Origin of the sequence: Aliirhizobium cellulosilyticum (assembly GCF_014198105.1) — a bacterium.
Taxonomy (GTDB): Bacteria; Pseudomonadota; Alphaproteobacteria; order Rhizobiales; family Rhizobiaceae; genus Neorhizobium; species Neorhizobium cellulosilyticum.
The window spans coordinates 130208-153193 of sequence record NZ_JACIGW010000007.1 but is presented as its reverse complement, the minus strand read 5'-3'; the positions used below and the strand labels follow the sequence as shown (position 1 = coordinate 153193).

The window sequence follows — 22986 nt, the reverse complement described above, 5'->3', positions numbered from 1 at the left end:
TGGCCGGCCCCGTCAATTCAATGGCTTATTGCCTTGGAGCCGGATTTTCGCTATCGACGCTTGGTGAATTGAACCTAATTGAGGATCACGATGCGTATCGATGCAATTTCCATCGGCAAGAACCCGCCTGAAGACGTCAACGTCATCGTCGAGGTGCCGGTTGGCGGTCAGCCGATCAAGTACGAGATGGACAAGGAAGCCGGTGCTCTGATCGTCGACCGTTTCCTCTACACGCCGATGACCTATCCGGGTAACTACGGCTTCATCCCGCACACGCTTTCCGAAGACGGCGACCCGTGCGACGTTCTGATCTGCAACACCCGTCCGCTGGTTCCGGGCTGCGTCATCAACGTTCGTCCGATCGGCGTGATGATCATGGAAGACGATGGCGGCAAGGACGAAAAGATCCTGGCCGTTCCGGTTCCGAAGCTGACCCAGCGCTACGACAAGATCAAGAACTACACCGATCTGCCGGAAATCACGCTGAAGCAGATCGAGCACTTCTTCGAGCACTACAAGGATCTGGAGCCCGGCAAGTGGGTCAAGATTGGCGGCTGGCAGGATGTCGACGTCGCCAAGCGCCTGATCGTCGAGGCGATCGACCGCTACAAGGCCCAGAAGTAATCAGCCAATCAGGCTTTCGATCTTCATTTTCAAATCCTCCGGATCGCCATCGATCCGGAGGATTTTTTTACGCGCCGTTTCACCGGAGATGAAAGATATCGAGCTTTTCGGCACGCGCAGCTTCTTTGAGAGAAGCGCGATCAGCGCCTTGTTGGCCTTGCCGTCTTCCGGCACCGCAGAGACACGCGCTTTGAGAAACGCGTTACCCTCCGCATCCGTCTCGATACCATCGATCGCGTCGCGGCCGCCATTCGGGGTGAGCTTGATGCTCAGCCTTATATGGTCGGCGTGAACGCTTATCGAACTCACGCGAAGATCGGGTAGAGGGTCGTCCACATGAAGGAACGCAGGAAGAAGATCAGCAGCAGAACAATGATCGGGGAGATGTCGATTCCGCCGAGATTTGGCATGACACGACGGATCGGGCGCAGGACTGGTTCCGTGACGTTATAGAGGAAGCGGCCGATGGCATCGACGAACTGGTTGCTCGAATTGATAACGTTGAAGGCGAAGAGCCAGGAGAAGATGGCGCTGGCGATCAATATCCAGGTGTAGAGGTTCAAGGCCAGGTCAATGGTCTGAAACAGGGCGAGCATTCAGGTCTCCAATCTTGTTGCCAGGCCCCATCCTTCAGGATCGCGGCGGTCGGCCCACAAATTCCAAGTTGACAGACATGTAGACATTGGGGAACTAACGGGCAAGTGTCGCACCCGCCGCAGTTTCAGCATGTTTAACAGTGGCGCTACGCGAATTCGCCCATGACGGTCCACTGAAAGTCGCTTGTGATGTCCATTCCTGCCTCTGACGACCGCTTTGCAGCTTTTCGCCATTCTTCCTACACAAAGTTCTTCCTGTCGCGGTTCTTCGCTGGCTTCGCCATCCAGATCATCAGCGTTTCGGTCGGCTGGCAGATGTATGATGAAACCCGCAACCCGCTCTATCTGGGTCTGATCGGACTGTTCCAGTTCCTGCCTTCGCTGCTGCTTATCCTTGTCACGGGTACGGTGGCCGATCGGTATAACCGGCGCATGATCATGGCGATCTGCATGGTCATCGGTGCAGGCTGTGCGGCGGCGCTTCTTGGGCTGACGGTCGCCGGCGCCTTTTCACCCTGGCTGGTTTTCGCCATCCTCGTCGTATTCGGCATCGAGCGTGCCTTCATGGGGCCGGCGGTGCAGTCGCTCGGGCCGAACCTCGTGCCGGAGAAGGACCTTGCCAATGCGATCGCCTGGAATTCGTCTTCCTGGCAGACAGCCTCCATTCTCGGCCCGGTCTTCGGCGGCCTGCTTTATGGGCTGAACGCGACGGCTGCCTACATCGTGGCGTTCGTATTGCTGACGCTTGCCGCACTTCTCGTCTTCATGATCCCGAAGCCGGCGCAGCGGACCTCGGCTGCCAAGGTCGATGTCGCCCATCTGCTTGCCGGGTTCCGTTTCATCTTCAGCGAGAAAGTGGTTCTCGGCGCGATCTCGCTCGATCTGTTCGCGGTGCTTCTCGGCGGCGCTGTCGCGCTCATGCCAATCTTCGCACGTGACGTGCTCGAACTTGGCCCATGGGGCCTCGGCCTGTTGCGTGCCGCACCAGGTATCGGTGCGATCGTCGTTGCCGTCTGGCTTGCCTTCCACCCGATCCGGCATCATGCAGGGGTTGCGATGTTTGTCGGCGTCGGCTTTTTCGGTCTCGGCACGCTGATCTTCGGCCTCTCCTCGACGCCATGGCTCTCGATCGTTTCACTGATGATCATGGGCGCGGCCGACATGATCTCCGTCTATGTCCGCGAAACGCTGATCGCACTTTGGACGCCAGACGAGGTGCGCGGGCGGGTCAACGCCGTCAATATGGTGTTCGTCGGGGCCTCAAACGAGCTAGGCGAATTCCGCGCCGGCACGATGGCGCATTTCATCGGCGCAGTGCCCGCCGTCGTCATCGGCGGCGTCGGCACGCTTGCCGTCACCGTCATCTGGGCGCTCGGCTTTTCGAAGCTCAGAAGGATCGACACGCTGGAAGCGCCGGAGCGCAACTAATCCGGTCGCTGCGGACACCCGCTGCAGCTCAGCTTTGCGCCACTTCGGTTGCCGGCATCGATGCGCCGTATCGGGGTGAAGCTGCTGCTACGGCCTTTTTGTTCAGGAACACCATATCGAGGAATTCCGACAGCCAGGCCTTGAGCGGCGCATCGAACATCATGCGGCCTTCGAGGTGCTCGCTGCCCTGCTGCGCGTTGGGCATGGTGAAGCGCTCTGCGCCGTGAACGACCCAACGCTGCATCATCGCGCGGGTCAGTTCCGCGTGGAACTGCACGCCCCAGGCATTGTCGCCGTAACGGATCGCCTGGTTGGGATAGGCGTCACCTTCCGCCAGAAGCTTGACACCGCGCGGAACGTCAAAGCCTTCGCGATGAAAATGGTAGACCATTTTCGGCCATTGCATCAGCAGCCGGCCATGTTCGGTCGGGCGTAAGGGGTACCAGCCGATCTCGGTGATCTCGCCCTGTTTCGCGCCTACCTTGCCGCCGAGGTGGCGCACCATCATCTGGGCGCCGAGGCAGATGCCGAGATAAGGCTTGTTTTCCTTCAAGGGGACACCGATCCAGTCGGTCTCCTGCTTGACGAACGGGTCGGGATCGTTGGCGCTCATCGGTCCACCGAAAATGACGGCGCCGGAATGTCCGGCGAGCGTTTGCGGCAATGCTTCGCCCAGAACCGGACGGCGGATATCGAGCGGAAAGCCCTTCTCAAGAAGCATCTGGCCAACGCGGCCGGACGACGAGCGCTCCTGATGGAGAACGACGAGAACGGGAAAGAAATCTGTCTTTCGCGGAGGCATTACGAGCATCAGTTAGTCCTTACTCTCCTCCGCATTTTCTTCGGCGCGGCGCACAGCTGCCTCTTGGCGCTGCAGCACACGATCCCGCGAAGAAACACCGAGAAGGTCAGCGATCCTCCAAATCACATGATCCTCGATCTCGCTTCTCTGACCATCGGCATAGACAATGTCCCAGAGAATGCCGAGAAGTTCGACGCGGTCGTCTTCATTGACGAGATGACGTCTTAGATCGGAAGTGAACCGGTAATAGTCAACCGCTTCATGGCCCGCCTCGTGGCCGGCCTCGATCAACGCCTTCAGCCTATCCTCGCTGAGATCATACCGCTGGCGGATCAGTTCACGGAATTTTTGCTGTTCCTTTTTGGAGATGGCACCATCCGCCTCCATGACTTGGAAACAGAGCGCAACGAAGGCGACCCGCGGGTCGTCCGGTGCAAATTCCTTGTCTTCATGAGATGTCAGGGTATGGAGAAAGGCCTGTATGCGGTCCAACATCGATAGGCCTTCTCCATCTTTCCTTAAAACAGCCGTAACCGCGTTTTGGTCGGGTCGGCGTTTTGATCCTTCACACCGGGATCATCCGGTGGACGCCCGAAAAATGGAACCGGTTCGGCGTCATTTTCTTGCGTTTTAGCAGGTGCTGGTATGACTTTCTCCGGCTCTGTTGTCTTTGCTGCAACAGCAGGCTCGGCTGCCGGCTTTGCCGGTTTCTTTTCTATGACGATTGTCGGCTCTGCGGATGCGTTTTGTCTTGTCGTTTCCACCGGTGGCCGCTCGTTCACGATGACAGGCGGAAGAGCGGCAATCGCTTCGTCCGCAGCAACCTTGCCTTCGACAAGCGGACCTTCCAACTGGCTGAATGGCACTTTCCACTCGAAGGCGTCGAGTTTGCCGGTGACCGGCGAAACAGGAAGCCAGTTTTCCGAAACGAAGCCGTCAGCAACCCAGGCTGCATTACGCGAAGCGCGAAGAGCCTGCTGCATCCAGTGGCGGATGCGGCCCTGATCTCCGGTTTCGGCTTCCTCAATATCGGCCAGCAGCAGGTAGACCCGCTCGCTCGGTTCAACACGAGCCGCGGCTTCCGCCCTTGCCCTGGCCTTGGCAAAATCCTGAGCATCAAGCGCTGCCTGCGAAACGGCGAGAAGCGACTCGATATTGTTCGGACGCATGGCCTCTAGCTTTTCGGCGCGTTTCAGCCGGTCGAGCGTGCTATCGCCGCTGCGGGCGCGGATATAAGTGCGGGCGATATCCGGATGCGGCGAAAGCTTCCAAACGCCTTCCAGGACCGATGCGGCCTTCTTGATATTTTCCTGCCGCAGCAGCGCCTTGGCACAGATGATGGCGGCGGGGACGAGGTCCTTGGCCAGTTTCAGCGCATCGGTGGAATCTTCGCGGGCACCGCTCGGGTCGCTTTCCAGCCGCTCGCCCGCGCGGGCGGTCAGGAGAACCGCTCTCAGGCGGTCGGCTTCGGACCTGCTGATGATATTGGCAGCACGCTGTTGCGCCAGCGTTTCCAAGGCCTCGTCCCAGCGGCCGGATTGGCTCTGGGATTCCAGCGTCGCCTGGGATGCCCAGGGCAGGTAAGGCGCGTGTTCGACGGCCTTTTCGGCATATTGCCGGGCCGCTTCGTTGGCACCGAGGCGGCGCGCTTCCATGTAGAGGCCGCGCAGTCCGAGTTCGCGCGTTTCGGGATCGTTCGACATGCTCTCGAACTTGGCACGGGCGTCGTCATATTTGCCTTCGATGAGAGCGGCTTGCGCATCGAGAAGGTGGATCAGCGGTTCCTGGTCAGCGCTGAGCAGATTGCGGGTACGGATGCTCATCTTTCGGGCAAGAAGCGCGTTGCCGGCGCCGGCCGCGATCAGGCCAGTCGACAGCGCCTGATAACCTCGGTCGCGCTTGCGGGCGCGAAAATAACGGCGGACCGAGTAAGGCGAGGTCCAGATGATGCCGATCACCCACCACAGAAGCATGACGGCGCCAATCAGCGCCACGACCATCGTTGCGGCAACCATCAGGCTCGTCTCGATCAGGTGGTCCTGCCAGGTGATGGAGAGCAGGCCGGGGCGATCGGCGAGCCATGCGAAGCTCCAGCCGAGACCGAGAACGACGAGAAGGAAAATGAAAAGTCTGACCATTCCGTTTTTCGTCCTCAGCCTTGAGTGCCGGTAATCGCGCGGGTCAACGCACCGCCTACGAGATTTTCAACCTCTATGCGGGCGTCGAGTTCCTGCTTGAACGACTGGGATGCCGTCTTGGCCGCGTCTGGAAGCGTCTCCCATTCGCGGGCCGCGGCAGCAAAATCGCCAGAGCGAAGCCGGTCCTCGAAACGGGCGACGATATCTTCTGGTGTGTTGCCGGTGACGTCGCCGACCTTGCGCACCTTCACGACGGAGAGGGCAGACGAATAGAGCCGGGAGGCCAGGCCCTGATCGGGATCAGGCTGGGCGACCGCCTCGACCATGCTGTCCGCCACGCCGGAGACCTGACGCTGAAGCTCGACGCGCGACTGAACGCCCTTGGCGGCGAACGGCTGGAGGCTTGCAATTGCCGGATCGTCGCCAGCGACGGTCTTGTAGGTCTGCAGTTCTGCCTCGAACGAACCGCCGCGATCTACGGCGCTCTTCAGGGCTGCTGCGGCGACAGCGCGCGCGGCCTGCTGCTCGGGGCCTTTGTCGGCGATCTGGGCTTCCGCCTGCTGCAGGCGGCCGGCCAGTTGTGTCGAGGTTGCGGCAGCCGCTGCATTTGCCGATTTCAGGCTGGTAAGCTCAGCTTCGAGGGCGGCTAACTTCTGATCCGTCTCGGTCGATCCGCCGCCACCCGTCGAGGCGCTGCTTTCCAGCGCAGCCAGACGGCTTGTGATATCGGCGGAAGGTTCGACTGGCCTGCTGGCGAGGGATGCGATTTCCTGACGAAGCGAGGCGATCTCTGCAGAAACGTCGCTGTCGCTCGATGAAGACGAGGATGCGCCGCCGGGCAGGACGCCGGCATATTGCATGCTGCCGGCCAGAAGCAGAGCGATGATGCCGCCGAAAATGCCGGATGCGACCAGCGTCGAGGTTGCGGGCTTCGATGGTGTCGGGGCCGCATTTCTGGTCGAATAGTCTTCAGTTCTGGCCCTTGGCTGGAAGGGGGGCGGTTCTTCTTCCTTGGCCTTTTCTTCCGTCGTCTCGGCAGATGCCGTTACCGGTTCGGGATCCGGTTCGTCGAAGCGTGGCGTTTCCGGTATTGGCGTGGCTTCCGGAATATCTGAAGCTACCGGCGTTTCGGCGGCATCGTTCTCACGCGCATCGATCACATCGTCGCTATCATTGGCGCGGACGGGCTCGGCCACTGCGGCGGTTTCCTCCGCCGTCAGGTCGATCGTGACCGGTTCCTTGTTCGGGTTGGACCGGCGCGGTGGTTTTTCGGATACCATCTCGACCTCTTTTCTGCATGCGTTCATTAAAACCTAGTCGGTGCCCCCGGTTAAGGAAAGGGGCGCAGCCGGAATTTGGATCAGTCGCAGGTTAAAGAAGCGCGAACAGGGCGTTTTCGTCCGGGCTTTCGGCGATCCTGACATCAGGGCGAAACGCCACGGGCACGGCATGGGCGGTGCGGGGGCTGATACAGAGGAATGCGGTTTCGGGAAGGGAGACCGCGTGATGCTCCGCGATCTCAAAAAATCGGGCGGCGTTTTCCCGCGAGTAGAGAAGCACGGCTTGAGCCTGAGATGTCAGCAGTCGTTTGCGTAATTCTTCTGCGTGATAATCAATCGGGATCATTTTGTAGATTTCGGCTACCCGGACAGGCAGACCCAGTTCCTCAAGCCGATTTTCAAGCGATTCGGCACGAGGTTTTCCGGCGAGATAGAGGAGCGGACGGTCCGGGCTTTCGAGTTTAGAGGCGATCAGATCGGCCAGTCCGGCACCGTCGCCGGAACCGATATGGATGTTGGTGAAACCTGCTGACCTTGCTGCCGCAGCCGTTTTCTCGCCAACTGCAAAGAGTTGGATATCCCGGTCAATCTTCAAGCCGGTGTCGATGCCGCCAAGTGCACGAAATGCTTCGGCGCTGGTCACGATCAGCGCCGAATGGGGCAGGACCAGAGCCTGTGTCGCTACCTGCCGGTGATGTATCGCCCTGCTGAGCGGCAGAAGCACGGGGTCATGGCCCAGAAGCTTCAGCCGCTCAGCCGTTCTAGCGGCTGAAATTTCAGGTCGGGTGACGACGACCCGCAAGGGTCAGCTCCAGCTGTCGAAGAAGCCGGGACCGGCCGCGGCACGGACGGCTTCGCCGGCGCGCAGGCCGAGTGCCTCGGCATCCGAGCGCTTGCCTTCGACTTCGATTGCATGTTCGCGCCGACCGTCGGGCGTCAGGATCAGGCCGGAGAATTTCAGGTGATCTCCGTCACAGATCGCGAAGCCGCCGATCGGCGTGCGACAGGAGCCGTCGAGCGCGGCAAGGAAAGCGCGTTCGCAGGTTACGGCGTCATAAGTCAGGCGGTCGTTGATCGGGACGATGAGGGCATCCGTGCGCGGATCGCCGATGCGGCTTTCGACGCAGATCGCTCCTTGTGCGGGAGCCGGCGGAAAATCGGCGGGATCGAGAAGTTCGGTCACGACCTCTTCCATCGAAAGCCGCTTCAGGCCGGCAAAGGCGAGCAGGGTCGCATCGACCTGGCCTTCATCCAGCTTGCGCAATCGGGTGCCGACGGAGCCGCGGAAAATCGTCAGCTGGATATCGGGGCGAAGGCGGCGGATGAGCGCCTGACGCCGCAGCGAGGCCGTGCCGACCGTTGCGCCATCGGGCAGGGCCTTGAGCGTCGAGGCCGTGCGGCCGATGAAGGCATCGCGAAAGTCCTCGCGCGGCAGGTAGGCTGCGATATGCAATCCGTCCGGCAGCTTGGTCGGCATGTCTTTCGACGAATGCACTGCGATATCCAGCTCGCCGGAGGACAGCTGTTCCTCGAGTTCCTGGGTGAACAGACCCTTGCCGCCGATCTCGCTCAATGACCGATCGGTGATGCGGTCGCCCGTCGTCGACAGCACGACGACTTCGAACATCTCTTCCGGCAGACCATGGGCCGCCATCAGCCGTGACCGCGTTTCATGGGCCTGCGCCAGCGCCAGCGGGCTGCCGCGCGTACCGATCCGGAAAGGTTTTGTTTGCATCCGTCTCATTCCGTTGTTACCGGAAGCTCTCGTAAACCGGATCATCCGGCATCGCAATGAACAAGGGCCAATGACCTCATATCTGCGCATCCTCGGCATTGAAACAAGCTGCGACGAGACCGCTGCTGCGGTCGTCGCACGCCATGAGGACGGACGCGGTGAAATTCTGTCCGATGTGGTCCTGTCGCAGCTCGATGAACACTCGGCCTATGGCGGCGTCGTGCCGGAAATCGCCGCACGCGCCCATGTCGAAGTGCTGGACGAGCTGGTCGAGGAAGCTTTGCGCCGCGCCAACGTGACGCTCGACGATGTCGATGCGATTGCCGCGACCTCCGGTCCCGGCCTGATCGGTGGTCTGTTGGTCGGCCTGATGACGGCAAAAGCGATCGCCCGCGTTTCGGGCAAGCCGCTTCTCGCCATCAACCATCTCGAAGGCCATGCGCTGACGGCGCGGATGACGGACGGGCTTTCCTTCCCCTATCTGATGCTGCTGGTTTCCGGCGGACACACGCAGCTCATCCTGATCCGCGGTGTCGGCCAGTACGAGCGCTGGGGCACGACGATCGACGATGCGCTGGGCGAGGCCTTCGACAAGACGGCGAAACTGCTCGGCCTGCCTTATCCGGGTGGTCCGGCGGTCGAGAAGGCTGCTCTTTCCGGCAATCCCGACCGGTTCTCGCTGCCGCGTCCGCTGGTAGGCGAGGCGCGTCTCGACTTTTCCTTTTCCGGCCTAAAGACTGCCGTACGGCAGGCTGCGACCGAGATCGCGCCGCTGAGTGAGCAGGATGTGGCCGATATCTGCGCCTCGTTCCAGAAGGCGGTGTCGCGCACGCTTCGGGACCGCATCGGCCGCGGACTGCTTCGGTTCCGTGAGGAGTTTGTAGGTCTCGAAACCGAGCCGGCGCTGGTTGTCGCCGGTGGTGTTGCGGCCAATCAGGAAATCCGGCGCACGCTACAGGCGCTTTGCCTCGAGCACGGGTTCCGCTTCATCGCACCGCCGCTGAGGCTCTGCACAGACAATGCCGCGATGATCGCCTGGGCGGGCCTGGAGCGGATGGCGGAAGAGTTTCCGGCCGATGATCTCAATGTGGCACCGCGTTCGCGCTGGCCGCTGGACAAGGATGCGAAGACTTTGCTCGGATCCGGCAAACGAGGGGCGAAGGCATGACCAACGAGCGGATCGCCGTCATCGGCGCAGGCGCATTCGGAACGGCACTTGCGACCGTGTTCGCATTGGAGGGTCGTTACCCGGTGACGCTGGTCGGGCGCCAGCCGAACCTGATGGCCGATCTGCGCGACGACCGCATGCATGATGCCGCACTGCCGGGCGTTCCCTTGCCGGACGCGCTGCAGTTTTCAGCCGAGCCGGATGCGGTGGCGGAAGCGAATGTCGTTCTCTTCGCCATGCCGTCGAGGGCGCAGCTCGATGCGGCGCGTCATTATGGGCCTTATCTCTCGAAAGATGCTGCCGTCGTGATCTGCGCCAAGGGGCTCGATCGCGCCGAACGGCTGCTGACCGATGTCATATCGGCGGAATTGCCGAAGACGCCTCTGGCGGTGCTTTCGGGGCCTGGTTTTGCCGCCGATATCGCGCGCGGTCTGCCGACGGCGATGTCCCTCGGCGCGCAGGACCCGGTGCTGGCGGAAAGGCTTGCGCAGGTTCTCTCCAGCCGCAGTTTCCGGCTTTACGCTTCGTCGGATGTGATCGGCGTGCAGCTTGGCGGGGCGCTGAAGAACGTGCTGGCGATTGCCTGCGGCATCGTCGAGGGCGCGGGGCTTGGCGAATCTGCCCGTGCGGCGCTGATTTCCCGGGGCTTGGCCGAGATGTCGCGACTGGTCGAGGCGATGGGCGGCAACGCGGATACGGTACGGGGCCTGTCCGGTCTCGGCGACCTTGTGCTGACCGGTACCAGCCATCAGTCACGCAATCTGAGTTTCGGTATTTCGATCGGGAAGGGTGAGCCGGCGCAGACCGTCGGTGGGCCGCTGGTCGAAGGTGCATTTGCGGCCTCGGTCGCGGCCCGGCTCGGTCGGAAATTTTCGGTCGATCTGCCGATTACGGATGCGGTCGCGGCCATTATCGACGGACGTCTCGATGTGATGACCGCGATGGAACAGCTCATGACCCGGCCGATCAAGGCCGAGTAGTCCATTTAAAACTCAGGAGACCCCAATGCTGTTTGCCTTTCTCTGCACCGACAAGCCCGGCCACCTGCAGGTTCGCATGGATACCCGTCCCGCGCATGTGGAGCATCTGAACAAGCTCAATGCCGAAGGCACGCTGAAATTTGCCGGCCCGTTCCTTGATGACGACAGCAAGCCGAATGGCAGCCTTGTCGTGGTCGAAGCCGCCGATATTGCAGCCGCCCGGACGATTGCGGAAGCAGATCCCTATTACCTTGCCGGCCTGTTCGAGAAGGTGGACGTGAAGCCGTGGAACTGGGTGTTCAACAACCCGGCCAACGAGCAGAAGTGAGGCAATAGATGGCCTATTGGCTTTACAAGTCTGAGCCGAATGTCTGGTCCTGGGAGCAGCAGAAAGCCAAGGGCGCGGTCGGTGAGGAATGGACGGGTGTGCGCAACTATCTGGCGCGCAACAACATGCGGGCGATGAAGATCGGCGACAAGGGCTTTTTCTACCACTCGAACGAGGGGTTGGAGATCGTCGGGATCGTCGAGGTCTGTGCGCTGTCGCATCCGGATAGTTCGGCCAAGGGCGATCCCAAATGGGATTGCGTCGATATCCGCGCTGTCACAGATATGCCGAAGCCGGTTACGCTGAAGGACGTCAAGGCCAATCCGAAATTCGAGAAGATGGCGCTCGTCACCTCGATGCGGCTTTCGGTGCAGCCGGTGACGGATGAGGAGTATTTCGAGATCTGCCGTCTCGGCGGTCTCGACAATCCTCCGAAATCTCCCGCCTGAGTTCACAAGCTTGAAGACCGAGCCGAAGGCCTTCATTCTCGACAATACCGATCTCATGCGGCCGCCGCATGTGCCGGAGATAAAGCTGCATCTGGCAACGGAGGCGCATGATCTGTGGCTGAAGACGGAAGACGATCTGGAGGCGATCGGCCTGCCGCCGCCGTTCTGGGCCTTTGCCTGGGCGGGCGGGCAGGGGTTGGCCCGTTACATCCTCGACAATCCTGAAACGGTAGCCGGCAAACGAGTGCTGGATTTTGCCAGCGGGTCCGGGCTGGTGGCGATTGCGGCAAAGATGGCGGGGGCAGCGCATGTGCTGGCGGCGGATATCGATCCATGGACGCGGACGGCAGTGACGCTGAATGCGGCCGAGAACGGGGTCGAGATCGGGTTCACGGGCGAGAACCAGATTGGCCTTAGGGTTGATGCCGAGGTCGTGCTTGCCGGAGATGTCTTCTACGACCGGGATTTTGCGGCGGCGCTGGTGCCGTGGTTCACGGCCTTAGCCGATGCAGGCAAGGTGGTCTTGGTCGGTGATCCGGGGCGGAGCTATCTGCCGAAGGAGCGGCTGGAGAAGCTTGCGGTTTACGAGGTGCCAGTGACGCGGGCGCTGGAGGATAGCGAGGTCAAGAAGACGACGGTCTGGCGGTTCGGGTAGGGGAGGCTTTTCTACATCGTTGCGGATTGCCCCTCATCCGCCTGCCGAGAGACGATGGCGACAACCAAATGAACTGCGGCGTGCTTGTGTCTGGATCCTCGGGGCAGGCCCGAGGATGAAGGAGGTTTTGGTTTCTGTTGGAGGCCAAAACAGGCCTCGTGCCCTGGTTACTGTATCCATTGCCATGGGAGTTATGTTTTGGGCACCTTTGCACCACCCATCGGCCGTCATCCTCAGGCTCGACCCGAGGATCCATGCACAAGCGATTACGGTGTCAGGTTCCAGACGTACCAATCCTGCCCCGCGCAGTCTCCCGCCGTGGTTGTCAAAAAACATTCCGGAGAAGCGCACGCCTATGCGGAACCTCTTTGGAATATAAAATGTGGCTCCGCATATGCGTGGCCTTCGGCTTGTCTCGGGACTTCCGGTCCCTACGGGTGATCCTCTCGCCTCGCTGCATGTGGTTTCCCACACTTGGACGGCTCAACCGAACCCGGCATGGCTGCCGGGGGGAGGCTTGATAGGGAAAAGGTTGTCCCTCTCCCATGCGTTTCACCCCTTGCGCCCTTGCCGCACGTTACGGATCAGACGAAAGCGCCGGCTCCCGCCTGCCCGCGAACGTCTCGCGCAACACTCCGGCGACGGAAGCGAGGGGATTTTAGGCATGGGTTGGGCGAGCGGGGATGCAACAAGGCTCAAGCCGTTGATGAGATTGAGGTGGAGGGGTGAAATCATCCCCGTGGTCCGGGTATTTTACCCCCGGTGTTGTCTGTCGCCGATGTGTTCTTGATGTCCAAGGCCTGCGATCCGCCGTGAGCGCTCGGATGGAACGGGCCGTCTGCTTGTCGCGTTCGCCACCGGTCGGAAGATATGCGGAAGGAGTGATAGGAATGTGTGAGTTGTCCGAAATCTATCGCGGTTATATCGATTGCCTGAACCGGCAGGATTGGCAAAGTCTTGGCGATTTCGTCGATGAGAATGCGGTCCATAATGGACGGCAAATCGGGCTTGCCGGTTATCGTGAGATGCTGGTGGGAGATTTTCGCGCCATTCCGGATCTGCGTTTCACCATCGACTTCCTGGTAGTCGAGGCCCCGAAAGTGGCGAGCCGATTGGTTTTCGATTGTACGCCTGCAGGCGAGCTTTTCGGCCTTCCGGTCAATGGTCGTCGTATCCGGTTTTCCGAAAACGTCTTCTACCAATTTTCCGGCGGACTGATCGCTCAGGTCTGGTCGGCCATCGACAAGGCTGCGATCGAAGCCCAGCTTGGGTGAGGATATCCGGCCTCACTTCTCCCCACGGATGACGCAGACATCCATCTCGTAACTGCAGCCGTTGACCGGCCGGAAGTTGCCGTTGGCAAGTTCTTCCGTGACGGTGATGATCTTCGCCTTGGGTGCGGGATAGGAAAGACCTGAGCGCGAGGGTTCCGAGGCATACTCGCCGACGTATATTTCGCGATAGCCGTCAGTGTAGATGATCGACGAGCCCGAGACAGTAGCGAATGAGCCGAGTGTCTGAATGGAACCTTTGTCGGGACGGCTGTTTCGTGCCGATGACACTACACGGCTGGCGCCGCCCAGGCGCTGATCGGAAAACAGCTTTAGCTGGCCGCGTCGGCCATGATGCCCGTGGCCGTAATAATGGCCCCGGTAACCGGTTTCGCCGCTGTTAAAATCCGGAGAACGATCGCGCGCGGAGGCTACAGAGGCGAAGGCGCCGGATAGCGTAAGTGCAAAAAGAACAGGTTTTATGCGATTCGCGATCATGGCGAACTCCGAGATCATGGTTAATCAAAGGTTAACATGTTCTCTGCGCCAGCGCACGTCGGCGCCCAAATCTTTGGAATTGATGGTTAATGCGCCGCGGCGATTTGTCCGAGGCTTTTCCTCTTGCAATTCACAATCGATTAAATTCACGCGACGTCGGAATTGATCTTGTCGTCTTGGAATTCCAAGATTAAACCACGCCGATGATGCAATGCACATTTTCTCGGCATGGTGCATTGCCGGGCGCCCGCCCGCTGAGACGACGCCGCGAGGTAATGATGGCGAATATAACAAATAATCGGCCTCTGTCGCCGCATCTTCAAGTTTACAAACTGATTCCCACAATGCTGATGTCGATCATCCACCGTATTACCGGTGGTGCATTGGCTGTCGGCACCGTGCTTCTTGCCTGGTGGCTGATCGCAGCTGCATCCGGCAAGCCCTATTTCGACTGGGTCAGCTGGCTGTTCGGCACCTGGATCGGGCTGCTGGTCCTGTTCGGCTATACCTGGGCTCTGATCCACCACATGCTCGGCGGTATCCGCCATTTCGTGTGGGACATGGGTCATGGTTTTGAAAAACACTTCGCGACCAAGGTGGCGGTGATCCTGCCGATCGTATCGATCTGTCTGACCGTGCTGGTCTGGATCATCGGCCTGGCCATCTGAGGAGGAAACATCATGGATATGCGTACTCCCCTCGGCAAGGTTCGTGGTCTCGGATCAGCAAAGGACGGCACCGAACATTTCTGGATGCAGCGGATGTCTGCAGTGGCACTCGTGCCGCTCGCCATCTTCTTCATTATCTTCCTGATCCGCTATGCGGGCGCGCCTTACGAGGAAGTCGTCCAGGCGCTGTCGAACCCGCTCATCGCCGTGCTTTTCGGCCTGATGATCATTGCCGGTCTCGTGCATATGCGCATCGGCGTTCAGGAAATCATCGTCGACTACGTGCATAACGAAGGCCTGAAATTCCTGGCCGTCATGCTCAATACATTTTTTGCAATGCTGATCGGTGGCCTCTGTCTTTTCGCCGTTCTGAAAATTGCGTTCGTAGGATAATCCATCATGGCATCCGTGACTCCGATAGCCCAGAACGGCAAAGCATATAATTATGTCGACCATTCCTACGACGTTATCGTCGTGGGCGCCGGCGGTGCGGGTCTTCGCGCCACGCTCGGCATGGCCGAGCAGGGTTTCAAGACCGCCTGCATCACCAAGGTTTTCCCGACACGTTCCCACACCGTCGCGGCGCAGGGCGGTATTGCCGCCTCGCTGCAGAACATGACGCCGGACAGCTGGCAGTGGCACCTCTATGACACCGTCAAGGGTTCCGACTGGCTCGGCGACGTTGACGCCATGCAGTACATGGTCATGGAAGCGCCGAAAGCCGTTTACGAGCTTGAGCACTACGGCGTGCCCTTCTCGCGTAACGAGGAAGGTAAAATCTACCAGCGTCCGTTCGGCGGCCACATGCAGAATTTTGGCGCCGGCCCGCCGGTACAGCGTACCTGCGCTGCGGCCGACCGTACCGGCCACGCCATCCTGCACACGCTTTATGGCCAGTCCCTACGCAACAACGCTGAGTTCTTCATCGAGTATTTCGCGCTCGACCTGATCATGTCCGATGACGGCAGCCGCTGCGAAGGCGTCGTTGCCTGGAACCTGGACGACGGCACGATCCATCGCTTTGCCGCCAAGATGGTGGTTCTGGCGACCGGCGGTTACGGCCGCGCATATTTCTCGGCAACCTCTGCCCATACCTGCACCGGCGACGGTGGCGGCATGGTGGCGCGTGCCGGCCTGCCTTTGCAGGACATGGAATTCGTCCAGTTCCACCCGACCGGCATCTACGGCTCCGGCTGTCTGATCACCGAAGGCGCACGCGGCGAAGGCGGTTACCTCGTGAATTCCGAGGGCGAGCGCTTCATGGAGCGTTACGCGCCTTCGGCCAAGGACCTTGCCTCGCGTGACGTCGTTTCGCGCTGCATGACGATGGAAATCCGTGAAGGCCGCGGCGTCGGCAAGAACAAGGACCACATCTTCCTGCATCTCGACCATCTCGACCCGGCCGTGCTGCACGAGCGCCTTCCGGGCATTTCGGAATCGGCGAAGATCTTTGCCGGCGTCGACGTGACCCGCGAGCCGATCCCGGTTCTGCCGACGGTTCACTACAATATGGGCGGCATTCCGACCAATTACTGGGGCGAAGTGCTCAACGCCGACTCGAGCAATCCGGAACGGATCATTCCGGGCCTGATGGCTGTAGGTGAAGCAGGTTGCGCTTCGGTTCACGGTGCAAACCGCCTCGGCTCCAACTCGCTGATCGACCTCGTGGTCTTCGGCCGCGCCGCCGCAATCCGCGCCGGCCAGGTGATCGACCGCGAAGGCGCGATCCCGGCGCTCAATGTTGCTGCCTGCGACAAGATCATGGACCGCTTCGACGGCCTGCGTCACGCCAATGGCGCAACGCCGACGGCCGTGCTGCGTGACAAGATGCAGCGCACCATGCAGGACGATGCCGCCGTGTTCCGGACGCAGGAATCGCTGGAATCGGGCTGCAAGCGCATGTCGCAGATTTGGAGCGAGCTGCCCGACGTCAAGGTCACCGACCGTTCGCTGATCTGGAACTCGGATCTGGTCGAGACGCTGGAACTGCATAACCTTATGGCGAATGCGATCACCACCGTCTATGGCGCCGAGGCCCGCAAGGAAAGCCGTGGCTCCCACGCCCGCGAGGACTTCACGGAAGGCGCATTCGCCGGCCGCGACGACGTCAACTGGCGCAAGCACACGTTGGCCTGGGTCAACGAAAAGGGCGACGTCAAGCTCGATTACCGTCCGGTCCATACGGACCTGATCGCCGAAGGCATCGATCCCTACAAGATCGAGCCCAAGGCTCGCGTGTATTGATCCGGAGGGAATTGGACCATGGTTGAACTCGCTCTCCCCAAAAACTCGCAGATGTCCGAAGGCAAGGTCTGGCCGAAGCCGGAAGGCGCCACGAACGTTCGCGAATATCGCATCTATCGCTGGAGCCCGGACGACGGCAAGAACCCGAGCATCGACACGTTCTATGTCGATCTCGACGATTGCGGCCCGATGGTGCTCGACGGTCTCTTGTACATCAAGAACAAGATCGACCCGACGCTGACGCTGCGCCGTTCCTGTCGCGAAGGCATTTGCGGTTCCTGCGCGATGAATATCGACGGCACGAACACGCTCGCCTGCACCAAGGGCATGGACGACATCTCCGGCACGGTCAAAGTCTACCCGCTGCCGCATATGCCGGTGGTGAAGGACCTCGTTCCGGACCTCAACAACTTCTACGCCCAGCATCGCTCGATCGAGCCTTGGCTGAAGACGGTGTCTCCGACGCCGGCGAAGGAATGGAAGCAGAGCCATGAGGATCGCCTCAAGCTCGACGGTCTCTATGAGTGCATTCTGTGCGCCTGCTGCTCGACCTCCTGTCCGAGCTATTGGTGGAACGGCGACCGTTACCTCGGTCCGGCAGTTCTTCTGCAGGCCTATCGCTGGCTGATCGACAGCCGCGACGAAGCCAAGGGCGAGCGCCTCGACAATCTCGAGGATCCGTTCCGGCTCTATCGTTGCCACACGATCATGAACTGCGCGCAGGCCTGCCCGAAGGGGCTGAACCCGGCCAAGGCGATCGCGGAAATCAAGAAGATGATGGTCGAGCGCCGCGTCTAGTCTTTGAAAAGCCCAGGGCCGCAGCTTTCGTTGCGGCCTTTGGTTTGTCTTGCTGCCCGGTGCGCACGCCGAATTGACCGTGCAGATCGTCGCGATTATGCCGGATTGGCTGGATACCCTTGATTAACCAAGGTCGTTTACGATATTCCCGGCCAAACTGTCGTGCCCAAGTTGTAGGGCAGTGTGAAATGATCCGGACAGGAGTTTTTGATGCAGTTCAAATATGTGGCAACAGGTCTGGTACTGACCCTTGCGTTGGCTGGTTGCCAGCGGACATCCTACAGCCCTTATAGTGATCTGCCGGCGCAGCCCGCTCCGCTTCAGGCCCAGCCCGTTCAGGGTGTTCAGGGCGGTCAGCTTCCGCCTCCGGGTGGCGCTTCGCAATATCCTTCCGCACCTCAGGGTGGTCAGAACATGGCCATGGCTAACCCGAACGCGGCTGCTCCCGCCAGCGCGCTCGATGTCACCAAGGAGCAGATGGTCGGCAACTGGCGCGTTTCCAATGGCGGCGCATCCTGCGACATGTTCCTGACGCTCACCAATCTCGGCAGCGGTTCGCGCGGTGGTACCCGCGGTTGCGCCGGTGAGCTGACGGCCATGGGCTCATGGGAAGTCTCCGGCAAGATGGTTCAGTTCAAGAACCGTGCAGGCGATGTGATCGGTCGGGTCTACAAGAGCGCCGACAACCGCTTCGACGGTACCACGAATTCGGGCCAGCAGGTCAGTCTGAGCCGCTAATACTGACATAAGGGGCGTCCCTCGGTGGAACCCATTCCAGAATATACGTCGAGCGTCTGCGAAGAGCTCAAGGCTCTGGCGGCGTCCGGCGTTCTGACGCCCGACAAGGCGCAGATGGAGGTCGCTGCCAGGCTCGACCGCGTGCTCGTCGCGTTGCGCGAGGCAAAACCCGCGAAGAAGTCGAGTGCGCTTGGCTGGCTGTTTGCCCGTCGCGGCAATGGCCATGCGGAAAAGGTGCGCGGCCTTTATGTCTATGGCAGTGTCGGCCGCGGCAAGACCATGATCATGGACATGTTCTTCAAGAAGGCGCCCACGCAGAAAAAGCGGCGGGCGCATTTTCATGAGTTCATGGCCGACGTGCATAACCGCATCCACGAACAGCGGCAGAAGCTGAAGCGGGGTGAGACGAAGCAGGCCGATCCGGTGCCGCCGGTTGCCGCCGCACTTTATGCGGAAGCCGAGCTTCTGTGCTTCGATGAATTCTCCGTGACCGACATTACCGATGCGATGATCCTGGCGCGGCTTTTCACCGAGCTGTTCGATCTCGGCTGCGTGCTGGTCGCGACCTCCAATGTTGCGCCGGAAAATCTCTACAAGGACGGGCTCAATCGCGGCCTGTTTACGCCGTTTATCGGACTTCTAAGCAGCCATGTCGATGTGCTGACGCTGGACAGTCCGACCGATTACCGGATGCAGAAGAATGCCAATCTGCCCGTCTATCTGACGCCGCTCGACGGGCGTGCGGATGCGGCGATGGAGGCCGCATGGCATCAGGTCACCGATGGCGACAGGGCCGAGCCGGTCGAACTGCCGATGAAGGGGCGCAGCATTCATGTGCCTGCGGCAGTCGGGCGGGCTGCGCGTTTCTCATTCTCCGATCTTTGCGAAAAGCCGCTCGGCGCTTCGGACTATCTGGCCATCGCCGCGCGTTTCGACGTCGTCTTTGTTGATCACGTGCCGCAGCTCGGCGCGGAAAAGCGCAATGAAGTGAAGCGGTTCATCAATCTGGTCGATGCGCTCTACGATCATTCCGTGCGGCTTTTCATTTCGGCTGCAGTCACACCAGACGCATTGCTGACGGAGCGTAGAGGCACCGAAGGTTTCGAATTCGACCGCACGGTTTCGCGACTTTTCGAGATGAGAAGCGCGGAATATCTGTTGCTCCATAATGAGAAGCGGCAGGAAGTCTGACATATTTATGGCAGAAATTCTTACGTTTACGTAACTCAAATAGTATCTAACCGATTGAAAAATATAGTCTCAAAATAATCGTTTGCCATTTTTGGCAGATGAGGCTATCCGTGCTGCCGCAAGATGAGCCTGCGCTAACTTGCCGCAGGTCAGGATTTGAAGAGGAAGCATTTCCATGTCGCGTAAGAAGATTGCACTTATTGGTTCGGGCATGATCGGTGGCACGCTGGCGCATCTTGCCAGCCTGAAGGAGCTGGGCGACGTCGTCCTCTTCGACATCGCCGACGGCATCCCGCAGGGTAAGGGCCTCGACATCGCTCAGTCCGGTCCGGTTGAAGGCTTCAATGCGAAGCTGACCGGCGCCAGCGACTATGCTGCGATTGAAGGCGCCGACGTCTGCATCGTAACCGCCGGTGTCGCCCGCAAGCCGGGCATGAGCCGCGACGACCTGATCGGCATCAACCTCAAGGTCATGGAACAGGTCGGCGCAGGCATCAAGAAATATGCTCCGAACGCTTTCGTCATCTGCATAACCAACCCGCTCGACGCGATGGTCTGGGCGCTGCAGAAGTTCTCCGGCCTGCCGAAGAACAAGGTCGTCGGCATGGCTGGCGTTCTGGACTCGGCCCGTTTCCGTCTCTTCCTCGCCGAAGAATTCAACGTTTCCGTTCAGGACGTCACTGCATTCGTCCTCGGCGGCCATGGCGACACGATGGTGCCGCTCGCTCGCTACTCCACGGTTGCCGGCGTTCCGCTCACCGATCTCGTCAAGATGGGCTGGACGACGCAGGAAAAGCTCGACCAGATCATCCAGCGCACCCGTGACGGCGGCGCAGAGATCGTCGGCCTCCTGAAGACCGGCTCTGCCTATTACGCTCCGGCCGCCTCGGCGATCGAAATGGCTGAATCCTACCTCAAGGACAAGAAGCGCGTCCTGCCGGTCGCTGCTCACCTCTCCGGCCAGTACGGCGTCAAGGACATGTATGTCGGCGTTCCGGTCGTTCTCGGCGCCGGTGGTGTCGAGCGCATCGTCGAAGTCGAATTCAACAAGGACGAAGAAGCGGCCTTCCAGAAGTCGGTCGGTGCTGTTGCCGGTCTCTGCGAAGCCTGCATCGCCCTCGTTCCTTCGCTGAAGTAATCAGCTTCCAAAAAGTTCGGCGCTGGCTTTTGCCAGCGCTCACGTCATTCAAATAGGGATCAAGCCCCATGAATATCCATGAATACCAGGCCAAGGCTCTCTTGAAGGGTTACGGCGCACCGGTTGCCGAAGGCGTCGCGATCCTCAAGGTCGAAGAAGCCGAAGCTGCTGCCAAGCAGCTCCCAGGCCCGCTCTACGTCGTCAAGAGCCAGATCCATGCCGGCGGTCGCGGCAAGGGCAAGTTCAAGGAACTTGGGCCCGATGCCAAGGGCGGCGTTCGCCTGGCCAAGTCGATCGAGGAAGTCGTGGCTCACGCCAAGGACATGCTCGGCAACACGCTGGTAACCGCGCAGACCGGCGAAGCCGGCAAGCAGGTTAACCGCCTCTACATCGAAGACGGTGCAGACATCGACCGCGAACTTTACTGCTCGCTGCTGGTCGACCGTTCCGTCGGTCAGGTTGCTTTCGTCGTTTCGACCGAAGGCGGCATGGACATCGAAGCCGTTGCCCACGACACGCCTGAGAAGATCCACACGATCGCCATCGACCCGGAAACCGGTGTGACGGCTGACGACGTTGCCAAGATCTCCAAGGCTCTCGAACTCTCGGGTGCAGCTGCCGAAGACGCAAAGTCGCTCTTCCCGGCGCTCTACAAGGCGTTCGGCGAAAAGGACATGGCTCTTCTCGAAGTCAACCCGCTGATCGTCATGAAGGACGGACACCTGCGCGTTCTCGACGCCAAGATGTCCTTCGACGGCAACGCGCTGTTCCGCCATGACGACGTCAAGGCGCTGCGCGACGAGACCGAAGAAGACTCCAAGGAAATCGAAGCCTCCAAGTGGGATCTCGCCTACGTTGCCCTCGACGGCAATATCGGCTGCATGGTCAATGGTGCCGGTCTCGCCATGGCGACGATGGACATCATCAAGCTTTACGGCAAAGAGCCGGCAAACTTCTGTGACGTCGGCGGTGGCGCCGGCAAGGAGAAGGTCGCTGCTGCCTTCAAGATCATCACCGCTGACCCGAAGGTCGAGGGCATCCTCGTCAATATCTTCGGCGGCATCATGCGTTGCGACGTCATCGCCGAAGGCGTTGTCGCAGCTGTTCAGGAAGTCGGTCTGAAGGTTCCGCTCGTTGTTCGCCTCGAAGGCACCAATGTCGAGCTCGGCAAGAAGATCCTCAACGAATCCGGCCTTGCTATCACGGCTGCTGACGATCTGGACGATGCCGCCAAGAAGATCGTTGCGGCGATCAAAGCCTAATCTGAGGAACCTGTTACATGTCTATTCTCGTCAATAAAGACACCAAGATCCTCGTTCAGGGCCTGACCGGCAAGACCGGCACGTTCCACACAGAACAGGCGCTTGCTTACTACGGCACCAAGATGGTCGGCGGTATCCACCCGAAGAAGGGTGGCGAAACCTGGTCGTCGGGCGTCGACGGCACGGCGCTGCCGATCTTCGCTTCGGTTGCCGAAGCCAAGGAGCGCACCGGTGCTGATGCGACCGTGATCTACGTTCCGCCGGCAGGTGCTGCCGACGCGATCATCGAAGCGATCGAAGCCGAAGTTCCGTTCATCACCTGCATCACCGAGGGTATCCCGGTCATGGATATGGTGCGCGTCAAGGCAAAGCTCGACAAGTCGAAGTCGCGCCTGCTCGGCCCGAACTGCCCGGGCGTTCTGACGCCGGAAGAATGCAAGATCGGCATTATGCCGGGCTCGATCTTCCGCAAGGGTTCGGTCGGTATCGTTTCGCGCTCCGGCACGCTGACCTACGAAGCCGTATTCCAGACTTCGAACGAAGGCCTCGGCCAGACGACGGCTGTCGGCATCGGCGGCGACCCGGTCAAGGGCACCGAATTCATCGACATGCTGGAAATGTTCCTCGCTGACGAAGCCACCCAGTCGATCATCATGATCGGCGAAATCGGCGGTTCGGCTGAAGAAGATGCAGCCCAGTTCCTGATCGACGAAGCCAAGAAGGGCCGCAAGAAGCCGATGGCAGGCTTCATCGCCGGCCGTACGGCTCCGAAGGGCCGCACCATGGGTCACGCCGGCGCTGTCGTTTCCGGCGGCAAGGGCGATGCGGAATCCAAGATCGCAGCCATGGAAGCAGCAGGCATCAAGGTGTCTCCTTCCCCGGCACGCCTCGGCAAGACGCTGGTTGAAGTTCTCAAGGGCTGACGCCACATAACGGTCACTCGCCGCCGATAGACAGGCGGCGATGGACCTCAAGGTTTAGAACCCGCAGGCGGA

At 60.3% G+C, this 22986-nt stretch carries 26 protein-coding genes; 17 read left to right on the top strand and 9 right to left on the bottom strand.

Features of this window, described 5'->3' with window-relative positions:
* Positions 1-90 precede the first annotated feature (90 nt).
* Entirely contained in the window at positions 91-624 is a 534-nt protein-coding gene (gene ppa / locus GGE33_RS22920; protein WP_148147833.1) for an inorganic diphosphatase, read from the top strand.
* Here the strand turns inward: ppa and GGE33_RS22915 are convergent, their stop codons facing one another.
* Together GGE33_RS22915 and GGE33_RS22910 are read right to left on the bottom strand one after the other, a co-directional pair.
* A complete protein-coding gene (locus GGE33_RS22915; RefSeq protein WP_183828437.1) occupies positions 625-933 on the bottom strand; it encodes a DUF167 family protein in 309 nt (102 codons plus the stop codon).
* On the bottom strand, positions 930-1220 hold the full coding sequence (locus GGE33_RS22910) for a YggT family protein (protein WP_148147835.1): 291 nt from the start codon (positions 1218-1220) through the stop codon (positions 930-932). Before GGE33_RS22910 ends, GGE33_RS22915 begins: the two co-directional genes overlap by 4 nt.
* A 189-nt stretch (positions 1221-1409) precedes the next feature.
* Between GGE33_RS22910 and GGE33_RS22905 the strand changes: the two genes are divergently transcribed.
* Positions 1410-2648, top strand: coding sequence for an MFS transporter (locus GGE33_RS22905; RefSeq protein ID WP_183686355.1), 1239 nt, complete (start codon positions 1410-1412; stop codon positions 2646-2648).
* 28 nt (positions 2649-2676) lie between these two features.
* On the opposite strand, the gene GGE33_RS22900 is transcribed toward GGE33_RS22905, so the two are convergent.
* The 6 genes from GGE33_RS22900 to hemC all read right to left on the bottom strand — a co-directional run bounded on the left by GGE33_RS22900 (position 2677) and on the right by hemC (position 8603).
* Positions 2677-3459, bottom strand: coding sequence for a glutamine amidotransferase (locus tag GGE33_RS22900; RefSeq protein WP_148147837.1), 783 nt, complete (start codon positions 3457-3459; stop codon positions 2677-2679).
* A gap of 3 nt (positions 3460-3462) precedes the next feature.
* On the bottom strand, positions 3463-3945 hold the full coding sequence (locus tag GGE33_RS22895) for a tellurite resistance TerB family protein (RefSeq protein ID WP_148147838.1): 483 nt from the start codon (positions 3943-3945) through the stop codon (positions 3463-3465).
* A 23-nt stretch (positions 3946-3968) separates the two neighbouring features.
* Positions 3969-5588: a heme biosynthesis protein HemY gene (locus GGE33_RS22890; protein ID WP_183828434.1), complete on the bottom strand. Its 1620-nt coding sequence runs from the start codon at positions 5586-5588 to the stop codon at positions 3969-3971.
* Between the two features lie 14 nt (positions 5589-5602).
* Positions 5603-6868 carry a COG4223 family protein gene (locus tag GGE33_RS22885; RefSeq protein WP_183828431.1) on the bottom strand — a complete coding sequence of 422 codons (1266 nt, stop codon included), beginning with the start codon at positions 6866-6868 and terminating at the stop codon, positions 5603-5605.
* A gap of 91 nt (positions 6869-6959) precedes the next feature.
* Entirely contained in the window at positions 6960-7670 is a 711-nt protein-coding gene (locus GGE33_RS22880) for a uroporphyrinogen-III synthase (RefSeq protein WP_183828428.1), read from the bottom strand.
* A 3-nt stretch (positions 7671-7673) separates the two neighbouring features.
* Positions 7674-8603, bottom strand: a complete 930-nt coding sequence (hemC, locus tag GGE33_RS22875; protein ID WP_183828426.1) for a hydroxymethylbilane synthase — start codon at positions 8601-8603, stop codon at positions 7674-7676.
* Positions 8604-8673: 70 nt separating this feature from the next.
* Here hemC and tsaD point away from each other — a divergent pair, with 70 nt between their 5' ends.
* The 6 genes from tsaD (at position 8674) to GGE33_RS22845 (ending at position 13457) form a co-directional block, all read left to right on the top strand.
* Complete coding sequence (gene tsaD / locus GGE33_RS22870; RefSeq protein WP_183828423.1) at positions 8674-9771, top strand: tRNA (adenosine(37)-N6)-threonylcarbamoyltransferase complex transferase subunit TsaD; 1098 nt, start codon at positions 8674-8676, stop codon at positions 9769-9771.
* Positions 9768-10751, top strand: coding sequence for an NAD(P)H-dependent glycerol-3-phosphate dehydrogenase (locus GGE33_RS22865; RefSeq protein ID WP_183828420.1), 984 nt, complete (start codon positions 9768-9770; stop codon positions 10749-10751). The genes tsaD and GGE33_RS22865 overlap by 4 nt, the downstream gene beginning before the upstream one ends.
* A gap of 25 nt (positions 10752-10776) precedes the next feature.
* Positions 10777-11079 (top strand): YciI-like protein, encoded by a 303-nt coding sequence (locus tag GGE33_RS22860; protein ID WP_183828417.1) that lies wholly within the window; start codon positions 10777-10779, stop codon positions 11077-11079.
* Between the two features lie 8 nt (positions 11080-11087).
* Positions 11088-11528, top strand: coding sequence for an EVE domain-containing protein (locus tag GGE33_RS22855; protein ID WP_183828414.1), 441 nt, complete (start codon positions 11088-11090; stop codon positions 11526-11528).
* A 10-nt stretch (positions 11529-11538) separates the two neighbouring features.
* Entirely contained in the window at positions 11539-12183 is a 645-nt protein-coding gene (locus GGE33_RS22850; RefSeq protein WP_183828412.1) for a class I SAM-dependent methyltransferase, read from the top strand.
* 890 nt (positions 12184-13073) lie between these two features.
* Positions 13074-13457 carry an ester cyclase gene (locus GGE33_RS22845; RefSeq protein ID WP_183828409.1) on the top strand — a complete coding sequence of 128 codons (384 nt, stop codon included), beginning with the start codon at positions 13074-13076 and terminating at the stop codon, positions 13455-13457.
* Positions 13458-13469: 12 nt separating this feature from the next.
* On the opposite strand, the gene GGE33_RS22840 is transcribed toward GGE33_RS22845, so the two are convergent.
* Positions 13470-13952: a hypothetical protein gene (locus GGE33_RS22840; RefSeq protein ID WP_183828406.1), complete on the bottom strand. Its 483-nt coding sequence runs from the start codon at positions 13950-13952 to the stop codon at positions 13470-13472.
* A gap of 278 nt (positions 13953-14230) precedes the next feature.
* Between GGE33_RS22840 and sdhC the strand changes: the two genes are divergently transcribed.
* The 9 genes from sdhC to sucD all read left to right on the top strand — a co-directional run bounded on the left by sdhC (position 14231) and on the right by sucD (position 22914).
* Positions 14231-14620 carry a succinate dehydrogenase, cytochrome b556 subunit gene (gene sdhC, locus GGE33_RS22835; RefSeq protein ID WP_148148153.1) on the top strand — a complete coding sequence of 130 codons (390 nt, stop codon included), beginning with the start codon at positions 14231-14233 and terminating at the stop codon, positions 14618-14620.
* Between the two features lie 12 nt (positions 14621-14632).
* A complete protein-coding gene (gene sdhD / locus GGE33_RS22830) occupies positions 14633-15013 on the top strand; it encodes a succinate dehydrogenase, hydrophobic membrane anchor protein (RefSeq protein WP_148148154.1) in 381 nt (126 codons plus the stop codon).
* Positions 15014-15019: 6 nt separating this feature from the next.
* A complete protein-coding gene (gene sdhA / locus GGE33_RS22825; protein WP_148148155.1) occupies positions 15020-16864 on the top strand; it encodes a succinate dehydrogenase flavoprotein subunit in 1845 nt (614 codons plus the stop codon).
* An 18-nt stretch (positions 16865-16882) separates the two neighbouring features.
* A complete protein-coding gene (locus tag GGE33_RS22820) occupies positions 16883-17662 on the top strand; it encodes a succinate dehydrogenase iron-sulfur subunit (protein ID WP_148148156.1) in 780 nt (259 codons plus the stop codon).
* A gap of 210 nt (positions 17663-17872) precedes the next feature.
* Complete coding sequence (locus GGE33_RS22815) at positions 17873-18400, top strand: protease inhibitor Inh/omp19 family protein (protein ID WP_183828404.1); 528 nt, start codon at positions 17873-17875, stop codon at positions 18398-18400.
* Between the two features lie 24 nt (positions 18401-18424).
* Positions 18425-19591, top strand: coding sequence for a cell division protein ZapE (gene zapE / locus GGE33_RS22810; protein ID WP_183828401.1), 1167 nt, complete (start codon positions 18425-18427; stop codon positions 19589-19591).
* A 175-nt stretch (positions 19592-19766) separates the two neighbouring features.
* Positions 19767-20729 carry a malate dehydrogenase gene (gene mdh / locus GGE33_RS22805; RefSeq protein WP_112509119.1) on the top strand — a complete coding sequence of 321 codons (963 nt, stop codon included), beginning with the start codon at positions 19767-19769 and terminating at the stop codon, positions 20727-20729.
* A 68-nt stretch (positions 20730-20797) separates the two neighbouring features.
* The gene (gene sucC / locus GGE33_RS22800) at positions 20798-21991 is read left to right on the top strand and encodes an ADP-forming succinate--CoA ligase subunit beta (protein ID WP_092999534.1); all 1194 of its coding nucleotides are present in this window, start codon (positions 20798-20800) and stop codon (positions 21989-21991) included.
* A 17-nt stretch (positions 21992-22008) separates the two neighbouring features.
* Complete coding sequence (gene sucD / locus GGE33_RS22795; protein ID WP_183828398.1) at positions 22009-22914, top strand: succinate--CoA ligase subunit alpha; 906 nt, start codon at positions 22009-22011, stop codon at positions 22912-22914.
* Positions 22915-22986 lie beyond the last annotated feature (72 nt).

Coding starts and splice junctions, on each gene's coding strand:
- sucC (WP_092999534.1), top strand. CDS start 20,798: ATGAATATCCATGAATACCAGGCCAAGGCTCTCTTGAAGGGTTACGGC.
- GGE33_RS22895 (WP_148147838.1), bottom strand. CDS start 3,945: ATGTTGGACCGCATACAGGCCTTTCTCCATACCCTGACATCTCATGAA.
- sdhD (WP_148148154.1), top strand. CDS start 14,633: ATGGATATGCGTACTCCCCTCGGCAAGGTTCGTGGTCTCGGATCAGCA.
- GGE33_RS22900 (WP_148147837.1), bottom strand. CDS start 3,459: ATGCTCGTAATGCCTCCGCGAAAGACAGATTTCTTTCCCGTTCTCGTC.
- GGE33_RS22910 (WP_148147835.1), bottom strand. CDS start 1,220: ATGCTCGCCCTGTTTCAGACCATTGACCTGGCCTTGAACCTCTACACC.
- sdhA (WP_148148155.1), top strand. CDS start 15,020: ATGGCATCCGTGACTCCGATAGCCCAGAACGGCAAAGCATATAATTAT.
- GGE33_RS22855 (WP_183828414.1), top strand. CDS start 11,088: ATGGCCTATTGGCTTTACAAGTCTGAGCCGAATGTCTGGTCCTGGGAG.
- mdh (WP_112509119.1), top strand. CDS start 19,767: ATGTCGCGTAAGAAGATTGCACTTATTGGTTCGGGCATGATCGGTGGC.
- hemC (WP_183828426.1), bottom strand. CDS start 8,603: ATGCAAACAAAACCTTTCCGGATCGGTACGCGCGGCAGCCCGCTGGCG.
- sucD (WP_183828398.1), top strand. CDS start 22,009: ATGTCTATTCTCGTCAATAAAGACACCAAGATCCTCGTTCAGGGCCTG.
- GGE33_RS22840 (WP_183828406.1), bottom strand. CDS start 13,952: ATGATCGCGAATCGCATAAAACCTGTTCTTTTTGCACTTACGCTATCC.
- GGE33_RS22820 (WP_148148156.1), top strand. CDS start 16,883: ATGGTTGAACTCGCTCTCCCCAAAAACTCGCAGATGTCCGAAGGCAAG.
- GGE33_RS22860 (WP_183828417.1), top strand. CDS start 10,777: ATGCTGTTTGCCTTTCTCTGCACCGACAAGCCCGGCCACCTGCAGGTT.
- GGE33_RS22885 (WP_183828431.1), bottom strand. CDS start 6,868: ATGGTATCCGAAAAACCACCGCGCCGGTCCAACCCGAACAAGGAACCG.
- GGE33_RS22905 (WP_183686355.1), top strand. CDS start 1,410: ATGTCCATTCCTGCCTCTGACGACCGCTTTGCAGCTTTTCGCCATTCT.
- GGE33_RS22865 (WP_183828420.1), top strand. CDS start 9,768: ATGACCAACGAGCGGATCGCCGTCATCGGCGCAGGCGCATTCGGAACG.
- GGE33_RS22890 (WP_183828434.1), bottom strand. CDS start 5,588: ATGGTCAGACTTTTCATTTTCCTTCTCGTCGTTCTCGGTCTCGGCTGG.
- GGE33_RS22815 (WP_183828404.1), top strand. CDS start 17,873: ATGCAGTTCAAATATGTGGCAACAGGTCTGGTACTGACCCTTGCGTTG.
- ppa (WP_148147833.1), top strand. CDS start 91: ATGCGTATCGATGCAATTTCCATCGGCAAGAACCCGCCTGAAGACGTC.
- sdhC (WP_148148153.1), top strand. CDS start 14,231: ATGGCGAATATAACAAATAATCGGCCTCTGTCGCCGCATCTTCAAGTT.
- GGE33_RS22845 (WP_183828409.1), top strand. CDS start 13,074: ATGTGTGAGTTGTCCGAAATCTATCGCGGTTATATCGATTGCCTGAAC.
- tsaD (WP_183828423.1), top strand. CDS start 8,674: ATGACCTCATATCTGCGCATCCTCGGCATTGAAACAAGCTGCGACGAG.